The following is a 13019-nucleotide window of genomic DNA, read 5'->3' as shown; positions in this document are numbered from 1 at the left end:
GGTCCTTCGACGAAAATGGGCGCGCTCGACCACGGGGGTGTCGAACGGGCGGGAACGGGTGGGCCGGAATCAGGCGTCGGGTGCGGGAGAACTGTCGCGGTAGGCCAAGGTCACATCGAACAGGCTCGTGGGCGTGCCGGGGAGGCCGTCGGGCTCGGTCGCCACGCTGAGTGCGCGGGCGGCGTCGCGACTCATCTCGGTGAGCGGCGTCACGACGCTGGTCACCGAGGGACGCAGCAGGGCGTTGACCGAGCCGTTTCCGTACGAGACCACCTCGACGTCGCCCGGGACCGACCAGCCCGCGTCGAGGAGTCCGTTCATCACGCCGCCGACCATTCCGTCGTTGAGGACGAAGATGCCCGTGGAGCGCTCCAGGGTGGGGAGCAGCTTCGCGATGGCGGCATGGCCGCCCGTGATGTCGTTGGTCCCGAAGGCCTGGGGGATCTCGCCCTGCTCGGCGCGGGTGAAGCGGCGGGCGTGGTCTTCGAAACCGACGATCCGCAGGCTCTGCGACCGCGCGGAGACCGTCGGAATGATCATGGCGACGTGCTTCAGGCCGCGCCGGGCGAAGTGGTCGGCGACGAGATCGCCGACGGTGTAGTCGTCGGTCATGACGGACGGCCAGTTCTTGGCGACCCGATTCACGAGCACGAGCGGGATCTCGATCCTCTCCCGCTCCAGGAAGGCCACGTCGTCCTCGCCGAGGCCGAGCATGATCGCCCCCGCCGCGAACGACGGCGACAGCCAGGACACCTTGTCGCGCAGGGCACCGCGCTCGAAGGGGAAGACGACGACCTCGATGCCGAGGTCCTGCTCGCGCAGCCAGCCGTGCACGCCCCGGTAGAACTCGCTCGTGGGACCGAGGTCGAAGTCGCTGGGGGCGAAGATCGCCCACAGTTGCGAGGAACGCGGGCGTGGCGACCGCTTGGTCGTGTAGCCGAGCTCCTGCGCGGCGGCGAGGACGGTGTCGCGCGTGGCGGGAGCGATGCGGAACTCTCGCCACCGGTTGCTCAGCACCATCGAGGCGGTCGTGGTGGAGACGCCGGAGTGCAGCGCGACCTGGGCCAGGCTCACCTTGCTCTTCCCGCTCATGTCGACCTCCTCGTCCGGCAGCGTGTCTCTTCGTCGATCACACGCCACTTTAGCGTGAGCTGGCGTTTCGTCAAGTCCGATTTAGCTAAAGTTTAGCCACGCACGTGGCGGATGGCTCTTGCTCCACCGTGCAGTCGCCCCTCAGTGAAATGTCGCGATATTCCGGGCGCAATCGCCCCTTGATCGGTTCATGCACTGTCAGCGATCGAGAAGTTTGACAAGAGCGTCGCCGCATGGCTAGCATCCCGACTCAGGGACTTTTAGCAGTTCCACTCAAACTTTTAGCGAATGACGAGGAGGTCATGGTGTCTGTCATCACCTGGACGATCGAGAGTCGGCACCTCGCCGGCAACACGACCGTCACCGTCCTCCTCCCGGATCGCCCGCGGGACGAGACGCCGCGCGAGTACTACGGCGAGGAGCGTCGTTTCAAGGTGCTGTGGCTGCTGCACGGCACCTTCGGCGACAACCTGGACTGGCTGCGTCGGACCAACATCGATCTCTACGCCGCGGAGAAGGGGCTGGCGGTCGTCATGCCGTCCGCCCTCAACAGCAACTACTCGAACTGGTCCGACTTCTCGCTCGGCTACGACATGTACGACTTCCTCACCGAAGAGCTCATGCCGCTCGTCCAGGGCTGGCTGCCCGTGTCGGACCGCCGGGAGGACAACTTCATCGCCGGGCTCTCGATGGGCGGACGCGGAACCGTGAAGTTCGCCGCCAACCACCCGGAGCTGTTCGCGGCGGCAGCGGTGCTGTCGGCATCCCCCGTCGAATACGACCGAGTGCTCACCGACGAACTGCTCGCCGAGGGCACCGGCATGTTCGCCGACCGGCTGCGCGGGATGGTCGCCAACGCCGGCGGGAGAGAGGCCTTCCTCGCGTCCGAGGAGAACGTCTGGCGCATCCTCGACGCGAAGGCCGGCAGCGGAGAGCTCCCGCGGATGCTGTTCGCCTGCGGCTCCGACGACGAGCTCATCGTCGGCGACCTCCGGACCTTCGCGGAGCACGCCGCCGACATCGGACTGGATGCCGAGTTCTGGATCGCCGACGGCTACCGCCACGAATGGCGGTTCTGGGACCTCGCCATCCAACGCGCCCTCGACTTCTTCGGGCTCGAGCACAACCCCTCGAACCCGTTCTGACCCTTACCCGATTCCTACCCGCACCCACTCGTTCAACGAAGAAGGAATGACATGAAGACCACCCGCACCGCCGCCGTCGCGCTGACCGCAGCCGCGGCGCTCGCGCTGAGTGCCTGCTCGGGCACCCCGGCCGACGACACCCAGCCCTACGAGGTCAACTTCGCCTACCTCAGCATCGCCGGCGCACCGACCGACGAGCTGAAGGAGGCGATCAACGAGCTCACGCTGGACGAGCTCAACATGACCGTCAACCTGATCCCGATCTCGTTCGCGGACTACTTCTCCAAGCTGCCGCTCATGATGAGCTCGGGTGACCCGCTGGACATCACGTTCGTGTTCCAGCAGGACTTCGGCACGTTCATCAACGCGCAGTACATCGTCAACGCGGCCGACTACGCCGAGCAGACGGGCGACATCCAGGAAGTCCTCGGCGAAGACGCGAACGTCGGAAAGCTCGGAGACTTCCAGATCGGGTTCCCGACCCGCAAGGAGCTCTCCAGCCCGTCCGCCCTCATCGTGCGCAAGGACATCTTCGACGAGCTCGGTTACAGCGTCGACGACTTCGACATCACGGCGGAGGACTCGTCCGGCTACGCCAAGGTGACCGAGATGTTCGGCAAGGTCAAGGAGGCGTACCCCGAGATGACCGCGTACGACGGCACCTTCTCGATGGGCATGCAGATCTTCTCCTACATCGACCCGCTGGGCGACTCGGGCTACGGCGTGCTCGAGGACAAGGGCCAGACCACGACGGTCACGAACTGGTTCGAGTCCGACCAGTACCGCGAGTTCGCCGAGATCAACCGCGAGTGGTTCCAGAAGGGATACACGTCGCAGGACGTCGCGACGAACACCGACGAGGGCCACATCAAGATGAAGGCGGGGAACCTCTTCTCCTACATCACGTTCTCGAACCCCACCGGCGCGGCATCCGTGAAGTCGCTGACGGGGTACGACGTCGAGCTCATCCCGATCTCCGGCTACGGCCCGAAGAGCACGAGCACCGCGACGGCCGCTCTCCTCAGCGTCGCCAACGCGGCCAAGGACAAGACCAAGGCCTTCGAGTTCCTGAACTGGGCGTACACCAGCGGCGAGTTCAACGACCTCCTCAACTGGGGCGTCGAGGGCACCGACTGGGTCGAGACCGAGCCCGGCGTCGCCGGCTACCCGGAGGGCAAGGGACCGGGAGACGTCAGCTACCACAACGGCGCCGTCTTCATCTCGCCCAACCAGTTCGCCGGCCACGTGTGGGAGGGCAACCCCGCCAACCTCGGTGAGATCTACGCGGAGGCCAACGCGGAGGCCACCCCCTCGCAGGCGTACGGCTTCCTCTTCGACCCCACCTCGGTCGCTGCGGAGATCGCGCAGATCAATGCGGTGTACGAGCAGTACAAGAAGCAGATCAGCTTCGGCGTCCTCGACCCCGAGTCGGGCATCAAGGAGTTCAACGACGCCCTGTACGCCGCCGGTCTGCAGCGCGTGATCGACGAGAAGCAGCGTCAGCTGGACGAGTGGCTCGATGGCCAGTGAGCTGGTGACCCGTGAACCGGTGAGGGCCGTGCAAGCCGCGGCCCTCACCGGGCACCACGTGGAGAAGAAGCGTCGTCCGGTCCGCTGGCGCTCTTTCCTCCCGGTCTACCTTCTGATGCTGCCGGGCTTGATCTACCTGCTGGTCAACAACTACATCCCGATGGCCGGCATCATCTCCGCCTTCAAGCGGATCAACATCAACGACGGCATCTTCTTCAGCCCGTGGGCGGGGTGGGACAACTTCCGCTTCCTCTTCGCCAGCGGCGCAGCCGGGGAGATCTTCCGGAACACGCTGCTGTACAACCTGGCGTTCATCGTGGTCACCACGACGGTGGCGATCGGGCTCGCCATCCTGATCAACGACGTCGCCAGCACGCGGCTCCGCAAGCTCTATCAGAGCTCGATCCTGCTGCCGTTCACGCTGTCGATGGTGATCCTCAGCTATGTCGTGTTCGGCTTCCTCAGCCACGAGAACGGTCTGCTCAACAACACGATCTACGCGGACGACCCGATCCAGTGGTACAGCGAGGGCCAGTACTGGCCGACGATCCTGATCGTCGTCAACCTGTGGAAGACGGTCGGCTACTCCACCCTCCTGTTCATGGCCGGACTGATCGGCATCGACCGGGCGCTGTACGAGGCCGCCTCCCTCGACGGCGCCAACCGGTGGAAGCAGGTCATCCACATCGATCTGCCGAGCCTCGTTCCCACCATCGTGACCCTGACGCTGCTGGCGATCGGTCGCATCTTCTACTCCGACTTCGGGCTGTTCTATCAGGTGCCACGGAACTCGGGCGCGATCTACGACGTGACGACCACGATCGACACCTACGTCTACCGAACGCTGATCTCGGCGGGCGGTATCGGCCAGTCCGCGGCCGCGGGCTTCTTCCAGGCCGTCATCGGATTCGTGCTGGTCGTCACCGTCAACGCCGCCGTCCGCAAGTATCAGCGCGCCAGCGCTCTGTTCTAGATCGGAATCACTGTGATCAAGCATTCGCGCGCGTACGCCATCGCGGGCCATGTCGCGCTCATCCTCGTCACGCTGTCGATGATCGCCCCGCTGCTGCTGGTGTTCATGTCGTCGATCTCGTCGGAGTCGGCGCTCGTGCAGGACGGCTACACGTTCTGGCCCGCGCAGTTCAGCCTCGACGCGTACTCCTTCATCGCGCAGAACAGCGCCACCGTCTTCCGCGCCTACGGTGTGACGATCATCGTCACCGTCGTGGGCACGGCGGTCGGCCTCTTCCTGACGTCGACCCTCGCCTACGCCCTCTCGCTCCCGGAGCTGCCGGGGCGTCGCACGCTGAGCTTCCTCGTGTTCTTCACGCTGCTGTTCAACGGCGGTCTCGTGCCGGCGTACATCATGTGGTCCTCGCTCGGTGTCCGCAACACCCTGCTCGCGTACATCCTCCCGGCACTGCTGGTGAACGCCTTCAACGTGATCCTCATGCGCAGCTACTACCAGGTGAACATCCCGCCGGAGGTCTACGAGGCGGCCAAGCTCGACGGGGCCGGCTACGCGCGCATCTACTTCCAGCTCGTGCTCCCGCTCGGAAAGCCCATCCTCGTCACCATCGGTCTGTTCATCGCGCTCGGCTACTGGAACGACTGGACCAACGGCCTCTACTACGTGAGCGATCCGAACCTCTTCAGCATCCAGACGTTCCTGAACCGCATGATCCAGGACATCCAGGCGATCTCGAACAACTCCACCGGCACGGTGGTGACCTCCAACGTCCCGACCGTGTCGGTGCGGATGGCGATCTCGTTCGTCGCGCTGCTGCCCCTGCTCATCATCTACCCCCTCCTGCAGCGCTACTTCGCTCGCGGAATCATGGTCGGCGCCGTCAAGGGCTGACCGGAAGGACATACAGGTCATGCCTCAGATCTCGCTGCGCGCGGGCACGCCCGACGACGACAACCGCGACTACCTTCCGGAGCACCTCAAAGACTCCGACATCGTCGTCAACGAGAACGGCAACAACTCCCAGCCGTACCCGCGGCGGCTGGAGGAGCACACCGGCGTCGTCATCGACGGCGAGGAGGACACGTGGTACCTCTACGTGCCCGAGAGCTACCGCGCCGACACCCCGACGCCGCTGGTCGTCTCGATGCACGGCGGCTATATGACCGGGTGGGGTCAGGCGGTCTACACGTCGTGGACGATGGTCGCCGAGCGCGAGGGCTTCCTCGTCCTCTTCCCCAATGCGCACCTGCGCCGGTTCTGGCTGATCGACGTCCCCGAGGAGCAGATCGAGCAGGCGACCGCCGTCCGCGAGGACGGAATCTACCTCAACCGACCGCCCGCCGACCCGGACGAGAACCACGACATGCGGCTGGTGCTCGCGCTGATCGATCGCCTCGTCGCGAGCCACAACGTCGATCGCGGTCGTGTCTACATGCAAGGCATGTCGATGGGGAACGCGATGACGGGACAGTTCACACGGTACTTCGGCGACCATCTGGCCGGCGCCGCGGGCTCCGGCGGTCCGACCGCCCCGAAGCTCCTGTTCGACGAGAGCGGAGCCGTGATCAACAGGGCCGGTGCCGTGCCCGTCTGGCAGACGCGCCTCGAACTCGACGACGTCCCCCCGCACTACGGGATGCCGGTCGGCGACGTAGTCGCGCTGAACCGCGACTATTGGCGCACGGTCAACGGAGCCTCGGGCACGCCTCGGATCTCGATCCGCGGCCTCGACAACCTCGCCTTCTACGAGGGTGGAGACGCACCCGTCGTCTTCCGCGACGTGAAGAACCGCGACCACGGCCAGACCCTGGACGACGCCGAGTTCGTCTGGAGCCATCTCTTCTCCGGCACCCGCCGCCGCAGCGACGGGACGGTCGAGCTCACCGAACCTCGCCGGCCGCGCCACGGCGACGACGTATCGATCGCCATCGCCGACGGGGCGACCTCCGCATGGCTGCACCAAGAGGTCGTCGACCTGGGCGCCGCGGCCTTCGTCTGGCACAAGCTGAAGTACCACGGTCTGCAGGGCGACGCGATCTCGCGCGGCGCGTACCTCTATGCGCCGCTCGACTTCGTCGCGCGCGCGCTCGACGCCCGCTCGTCGGAGAGCGACGGCCGCGGGCGGCTCGAGTGGAGCGACGGCACCGTGGTGGAGGTGGCGCGCGGCAGCGTCGTCGCCCTCGTGGACGGCGACGTCGTCGGGATGCTCGCCGAGGCCGTCGAGCGCGGCGGGCAGCTCTTCCTTCCGCTGGAGTGGGTCGCCCGCGACGTGCGAGGACTCCACACCTCCACGTGCGACGGCGTGCTCTACGTCACCGACCACCATGCGGACCTCTCCCGCAACATGGCTCGTCTCCTCGCCGACCTGCTGGCATGACGGGCGGGGAGACGTCGAGTGCGGGTGGCCTCCACCCGTACTTCGCCGACCGTCTGCCGTCGATCGCCGGCCTGTCGATGGACATGCTCTGGAACGACCCGCGGGCCCGCGAGCGTTTCGAGGCCTATCTCTCCGACGAGGAAGCGTGGACGCCTCCGCCAGGAGTGAGGATCGAGGACCACGCGGCATCCGCGGACTGTCCGGTCGCCGTGCGGGTCTACATTCCGGAGGAGCCGGCAGGCACCCCGCTCGTGTGGCTGCACGGCGGCGGCTTCGCCTTCGGTGATCTCGACATGCTCGAAGCGCATGCCGTCGCGGCGGAACTGTCCGCGCGGGCGCGGAGCGTGGTCGTATCGGTCGACTACCGACTGGCATCCGAGTCGGTGAGATATCCGCTCCCGGTCGACGACGTGGTCGCGGCCTGGCGGTGGGCGCAGGACGCGCTCGGTCTGGAGGCGCCCGCGCTCGGCGGGGCCAGCGCCGGCGCCGCCCTCGCCGTCTCGGCCGCGCTCCGCTGCGCCCGGGGAGGAGAGTCCGGCGCCGCGGAGGGAGCACCCGTGCCCGCTCTCCTCCTCGCCTACCCGTTCCTCCACTTCCCGAACCCCGCGCCCGACGCGGCGCTCGCGACCCACCTCGCCCCGTTGCCGCCCGTGCTGCGGCTGACCTCCGACACGGTGACGCAGCTCGTCCTGGGGTACGTGGGTCGCATCTCCGACGTGCCGGCCGAGGCGATGCCGGGCGCGGCCCGGCTGGACGGTCTTCCTCCCACCTGTCTCGCCATCGCCGGGGTGGACGATCTCCGTCCCTCCGCCGAGCTCTTCGCGGCGCAACTCGACGAGGTCGGCGTTCCCGTCACGGTCCATCTCGGAGAGGGGATGCCGCACGGGTTCCTCAACCGCGTCCCCGCCGTTCCCGGCGTCTCGGCTGCTCTCGATGCGCTCGCCGACGCCCTGGCGCCCCGTCCCGTCCTGACCGATTCCGACCCGACCGAGGAAGCCCCATGACCTCTCGCCCCGTCACCACCCGTCCCCCCTTCGACCCCGAGCTGGTGCCGCAACTCGAGGCGATGGCGGCCTTCGGACCCAAGGTCGGGCCGGACACTCTCGCCGCGATCCGTCAGGTGTTCATCGACGGCGTGCCGGAGTTCCCGCAGCCCGACTACACCGCCGGCGGCACCGTCGTGGTCGAGGAGCCCCACGCGCCCGGGCTGAACGGTGCGCCCGACGTACCGCTTCTCGTGCTGCGTCCCGCGGGAGCGTCGGCGCCGGTGCCGGGGATCCTCTACATCCACGGCGGCGGCATGGTGGTGGGCACCGCCCGGCAGGGTCCCGACATGCATCTGCTTCCCCGCGTCTCGGCGGGCGAGGCCGTCGCGGTCTCCGTCGACTACCGGCTCGCGCCCGAGCATCCCGACCCCGCGCCCGTGGAGGACTGCTACGCGGCACTCCTCTGGCTCGCCGCGCACGCCGAGGAGCTCGGCGTGGACCCGGAGCGGCTCATGGTCTTCGGGATGAGCGCCGGTGGCGGCCTCGCCGCCGGTACCGCGCTCATGGCCCGCGACCGAGGCGCCCCGGCGCTGTCGCACCAGATCCTGCTGTGCCCCATGCTCGACGACCGGATGACCACCCACAGTTCGCAGATGCTGCTGGACGAGGGCGGGTGGGACCGCGAGTCGAACGAGTTCGGATGGACCGCGCTCCTCGGCGATCGCCGCGGCGGTGACGAGGTCTCGGCCTACGCCGCACCGGCGCGCGCCCAGGACCTCGGGGGCCTCCCGCGCACCTACATCGACTGCGGCTCGGTCGAGACCTTCCGGGACGAGATCCTCGACTACGCGCAGCGACTGTCGGCGGCGGGGGTGAGCGTCGACCTCCACATGTGGGGCGGCGGCTTCCACGGCTTCGACGGCATGTACTCCGATGCGGCCATCAGCCGGGCCTCGCGCGCCGTGCGCGACGAGTTCCTGACCCGCGCGCTGGCTGCGCCCGCCCCCTAGCGATCCGGCACCGGCCGCGGAGACGAGCCGAGGGCCGGCGGCGGCTGTAACGGGAGGTCGACACGCACCGCCGTGCCGTGCCCGAGCTCCGACGAGATCGTGACGTCCCCGCCGTGGCCGCGGGCGATCTCGCGCGCGATGGCGAGCCCGAGGCCGCTGCCCTGCACCGCGTGCTCCTGCGCGTGGGAGCCGCGGAAGAAGCGGTCGAACACGCGCGGGAGATCGTCCGGAGAGATCCCCATCCCGGTGTCGGTGACGGTGACCGTCGCGTGCGGTGTGCCGTCCGAACCGGCGGTCGTGCGCACGTCGACGTCGACGCTGCCGTGCGCGGGGGTGAACTTCACGGCGTTGTCCACGACGTGTGCCAGCGCGAGTTCGAGCTCGCCCTCATCGCCCGACACCGTGTGCGCGCCGTCGGCGCTGACCCGAAGTTCCACCTGCCGCGACTGCGCGAGGTGGCGCGCCGACGCCTCGACACGGCGCAGCATCCGCTCGACCTTCACCGGGGTGGAGACGGCATGATCGTCGCCCGCGTCGAGGCGGGTAAGCATGAGCATGTTGGCAGCGAGATCCTGCAACCGGCGAGCGTGGCGCTCGACGACATGGAGGCGGGCCTGCGTCTCGGCGGAGAGGTCGTCGTCCAGCACGAGGTCGAGGTAGCCGAGGATCGACGTCAACGGTGTACGCATCTCGTGGCTCATCGTGTGGATCATGTCGCTCTTGGCCTTGTCCAGCGCCTGCAGCTCGGTGACCAGCCGCTCCCGGCTGCGGAGCAGGCGGGAGGTGGCCGCGTGGCGCGACATGACCGAAACGGCCGCGAGCACCACGGTGGCGGCGGCGAGAATCAGGGCGACGGGGGAGACGGGCGTCTGGGTGGCGATGAGGAGCACGGCCAGGCCCGCCAGCACGGCGAGCGCCGGCACCGGCATCACCCGCGCCTCGGGCGCCGGCGTCCGCGTGTCGGCGGGGAGCCGCATGACCCCCTCGACCCAGATCGCCAGGCACGCGACCCCCATCGTCCACAGCGCGTCGAGAGGCGTACCCGCCGCGTAGGCGCCGGCACGCGTGAGGAGCGCATAGGCGATGTCGGCCCCCGTGAAGAGGAGGAACCCGGCGACGAGGAACGGCCATCGCGTCCCGGTCCTCAGCGCGGGGGAGGCGGAGATCGCGACGACGGCGGTGATGAGGATGAGGTCGAAGAGCGGATAGAGGCCGGCGATCGCGTTGCCGAGCACGCTCGTGCCGCTCGCGGCATCCGTGAACACGGGTCCGAGGATGACGGCGAGTACCGCGGCGGCGCCCAGGGATGCCACGGCGCCGTCGAAGAGGGCCGACCTCAGCGATCCCTGCGACTGGCGGACGACGAGGACGAGGAGGGCGGCGAGGATGAGGGGGTAGTAGAGGAGGTAGCCGATGTCGGCAGGCGACGGTGAGGGCAGCTCGCCCGAGGAGTCCATCGCGAGCGCATAGAACGTGTCTGCCGCCGCGTTGCACGTCACGCCCGCCGCCGCGAGCACGACCTCCGGACGCGCGAACCGGGTGCGCACGGCGACGAGCCAGAAGACGCCGACCGGTGCCCACTGAGCCAGGATGGGGATCGCGATGTCGATGATCTCCGGTGACGGGTCGCCCGGGAGCATGAGCCCGGCGAAGAAGATCACGTTCACGACGATCGTGAGCACGAGGAGGGCGCGGATCGCGCTGCCCAGTCGATCGTGAGACCGCCGCACGATGGCACCTCCCCTCACCGCGACGTCGCGGTGCATCGCTGCGCGTTCCCGGCATCCTGAGCATACGTCTGGCGTGACTCAGCCCGTGGGATGACGCGGTAGCCGAGGCCGGAGACACAGATGCGCCCCCGCCCATGAGGAGGCGGGGGCGCACCCGGATGCGGACGGGTTACTTGAACGCGTCCTTGACGTTCTCGCCAGCCTGCTTCAGGTTGGCCTTGGTCTGATCGGCCTGACCTTCGGCTTCGAGGCTCTCGTTGTCAGTGTGCTTACCGACAGCTTCCTTCCCCTTGCCCACGAGGTCTTCTGCAGTGTTCTTGATCTTGTCGCCGAGTCCCATGAGGTTCTCCTTTCGATCAGGTACTTCCCGAAACTGGCTTCACTCTAGGCACGCGAAGCCGGACGAGGAGGGGCCTTGCCACCGCACGCGCGGTGAGGTAGGGGTACGCACGCGCCCTGTCAAGGCGGCTGGCAGCGAGCCGCCGCCGTCGTAGCCTCCCCTCATGGACGACCACACCGGGGCCCCTTCGCACGCGCGCGTCGCCGTCATCGGCGGAGGCAACGGCGGACTGTCGATCGCCGGGCGCCTGCGGCGGCGCGGCGTCACCGATGTCGTCGTGATCGAGCCGCAGGCGGAGCACTGCTACAAGCCGCTCCTCTCCCATGTCGCCGGCGGGACGGCGCGCGCGAGCGAGACGGTACGGCGTCAGGCCGACGTGACTCCGCGGGGCGTGCGGTGGGTGCAGGATGCCGTGGCGCACGTCGACCCGGAACGACGCCGTCTGGAACTGGGCAGCGGCGCCGCTCTCGGGTACGACCACCTCGTGGTGGCGGCCGGCATCCGGCAGGACTGGGATGCCGTCCCCGGCCTCGCCGCGGCGATGCTCTCGCACGCCGGTGCGTCGAACTACCTCCTCGACCTCGCCGCGAAGGCGTCGCCGCTGCTCCGCGATGTCCGAGGCGGCACCGTCGTGTTCATCCAGCCGCCGGGCCCGGCGTCCTGCGCGGGCGCCGCGCAGAAGCCGATGTACCAGGCGTGCGCCTACTGGAAGCGCATCGGGGTGCTGGCCGGCATCCGCGTGGTGCTGCTCGTGCCTGACGCGACGATCTTCGGCATCCCCGAGATCGACGCCGAACTGGAGCGGAAGGTCGCCGAGTACGGCATCGAGGTGCACACGGGGTCCCACGTCGAGGAGATCGATGCGGAACGACGGACCGTCGTCTTCACGACGCGGACGGCGACCGCCTCTCCCCGCGCGCACAGCGTCACCTACGACGTGCTCATGGCGGAGCCGCCCCAGTCTGCGCCGCCGTTCCTCGCCGAGAGCGGACTGTCGGGACCGGATGCCGAGGGCTTCGTCGACGTCGACCCGCACACGCTGCGGCATCGTCGGTACGACACCGTCTGGGCGCTCGGCGACGCGGCCGCCACGACGAACTCGAAGTCCGGGGGTGCCCTGCGGAAGCAGACGGCCGTGCTCGCGGCGAACCTCGTCGCGGTGCTCGAGGGGCGGATGCCGGTCGCCGAGTACGACGGCTACGGCGTGTGTCCGTTCACCGTTTCGCGCACGAGCGCCGTGTTCGCGGAGTTCGACGACCACGGCCGCCTCGCGCCGTCGATCCCCTTCTGGCGCCGGTCGTATCGAGAGTCGCGCCTCGCCTGGATCATCGACCGGCACGTCTTCCCGCACATCTACTGGCACCTGATCCTGCAAGGTCGGGCCTGAGCGCCCACGCGCGATCCGCTCGTCAGGCAGGCAGGAAGTTCTCGCCGGCCAGCGGTGCGATCTCCAGCGCGTCCGCGTCGGCGCGGCCGATCCACCGCAGCTCCTCGATCTCGGCGCGGGGCTCGGGCTGCTGTTCGCCGATGTCGACCGTGAACACGTCGGCGACGACCAGGAAGCCCGGTTCGTTGGCGGCCGCCGCCGTGAAGACACCGAGACTGCGCAAGGCGGGAAGGCCGACCTGGATGCCGAGCTCCTCCTCGAGCTCGCGCCGCAGCGTCTCGGCGCCCGTCTCGCCGGACTCGGGCTTGCCGCCCGGCTGCATGAACGCGGTCGTGCCCGCCTTGCGGACGAGCAGGAGGCGGCCGGCCTCGTCGTGGATCACGGCCGCGGAGACGTGGATGCGTCGCGTGGGCGTCGTGTCGGCGGAGGAGGTCACCGCCGCACCGTAACAG

12 protein-coding genes are annotated in these 13019 nt (G+C 68.5%); 8 read left to right on the top strand and 4 right to left on the bottom strand.

Annotation, left to right across the window (positions count from 1 at the left end; genetic code table 11):
* Window positions 1-69: 69 nt before the first annotated feature.
* Window positions 70-1092, bottom strand: coding sequence for a LacI family DNA-binding transcriptional regulator (locus P0Y48_09915; GenBank protein WEK12782.1), 1023 nt, complete (start codon window positions 1090-1092; stop codon window positions 70-72).
* A 302-nt stretch (window positions 1093-1394) separates the two neighbouring features.
* Here P0Y48_09915 and P0Y48_09910 point away from each other — a divergent pair, with 302 nt between their 5' ends.
* The 7 genes from P0Y48_09910 to P0Y48_09880 are packed head-to-tail and all read left to right on the top strand — an operon-like array spanning window position 1395 to window position 9110.
* A complete protein-coding gene (locus P0Y48_09910) occupies window positions 1395-2237 on the top strand; it encodes an alpha/beta hydrolase family protein (GenBank protein WEK12781.1) in 843 nt (280 codons plus the stop codon).
* A 51-nt stretch (window positions 2238-2288) separates the two neighbouring features.
* Window positions 2289-3767, top strand: a complete 1479-nt coding sequence (locus tag P0Y48_09905) for an ABC transporter substrate-binding protein (GenBank protein ID WEK12780.1) — start codon at window positions 2289-2291, stop codon at window positions 3765-3767.
* Window positions 3757-4740, top strand: coding sequence for an ABC transporter permease subunit (locus tag P0Y48_09900; protein ID WEK12779.1), 984 nt, complete (start codon window positions 3757-3759; stop codon window positions 4738-4740). The genes P0Y48_09905 and P0Y48_09900 overlap by 11 nt, the downstream gene beginning before the upstream one ends.
* A 12-nt stretch (window positions 4741-4752) precedes the next feature.
* The gene (locus P0Y48_09895; GenBank protein ID WEK12778.1) at window positions 4753-5628 is read left to right on the top strand and encodes a carbohydrate ABC transporter permease; all 876 of its coding nucleotides are present in this window, start codon (window positions 4753-4755) and stop codon (window positions 5626-5628) included.
* Between the two features lie 19 nt (window positions 5629-5647).
* The gene (locus P0Y48_09890; protein ID WEK12777.1) at window positions 5648-7114 is read left to right on the top strand and encodes a PHB depolymerase family esterase; all 1467 of its coding nucleotides are present in this window, start codon (window positions 5648-5650) and stop codon (window positions 7112-7114) included.
* Window positions 7111-8118, top strand: coding sequence for an alpha/beta hydrolase fold domain-containing protein (locus P0Y48_09885; GenBank protein WEK12776.1), 1008 nt, complete (start codon window positions 7111-7113; stop codon window positions 8116-8118). Before P0Y48_09890 ends, P0Y48_09885 begins: the two co-directional genes overlap by 4 nt.
* On the top strand, window positions 8115-9110 hold the full coding sequence (locus P0Y48_09880) for an alpha/beta hydrolase (GenBank protein WEK12775.1): 996 nt from the start codon (window positions 8115-8117) through the stop codon (window positions 9108-9110). The genes P0Y48_09885 and P0Y48_09880 overlap by 4 nt, the downstream gene beginning before the upstream one ends.
* Here P0Y48_09880 and P0Y48_09875 read toward each other — a convergent pair.
* Entirely contained in the window at window positions 9107-10876 is a 1770-nt protein-coding gene (locus tag P0Y48_09875; GenBank protein WEK12774.1) for a HAMP domain-containing sensor histidine kinase, read from the bottom strand. The two genes, P0Y48_09880 and P0Y48_09875, sit on opposite strands and share 4 nt — an antisense overlap.
* Window positions 10877-11009: 133 nt before the next feature.
* On the bottom strand, window positions 11010-11180 hold the full coding sequence (locus P0Y48_09870) for a CsbD family protein (protein ID WEK12773.1): 171 nt from the start codon (window positions 11178-11180) through the stop codon (window positions 11010-11012).
* 163 nt (window positions 11181-11343) lie between these two features.
* Between P0Y48_09870 and P0Y48_09865 the strand changes: the two genes are divergently transcribed.
* Window positions 11344-12567, top strand: a complete 1224-nt coding sequence (locus P0Y48_09865) for an FAD-dependent oxidoreductase (protein WEK12772.1) — start codon at window positions 11344-11346, stop codon at window positions 12565-12567.
* Window positions 12568-12589: 22 nt separating this feature from the next.
* Here P0Y48_09865 and P0Y48_09860 read toward each other — a convergent pair whose 3' ends face one another.
* On the bottom strand, window positions 12590-13003 hold the full coding sequence (locus tag P0Y48_09860) for an NUDIX domain-containing protein (protein WEK12771.1): 414 nt from the start codon (window positions 13001-13003) through the stop codon (window positions 12590-12592).
* Window positions 13004-13019 lie beyond the last annotated feature (16 nt).

Origin of the sequence: Candidatus Microbacterium phytovorans (genome assembly GCA_029202445.1) — a bacterium.
Taxonomy (GTDB): Bacteria; Actinomycetota; Actinomycetes; order Actinomycetales; family Microbacteriaceae; genus Microbacterium; species Microbacterium phytovorans.
Note: the sequence above shows the minus strand (reverse complement) of the source record. Positions and strands in the feature narration are given on the sequence as shown.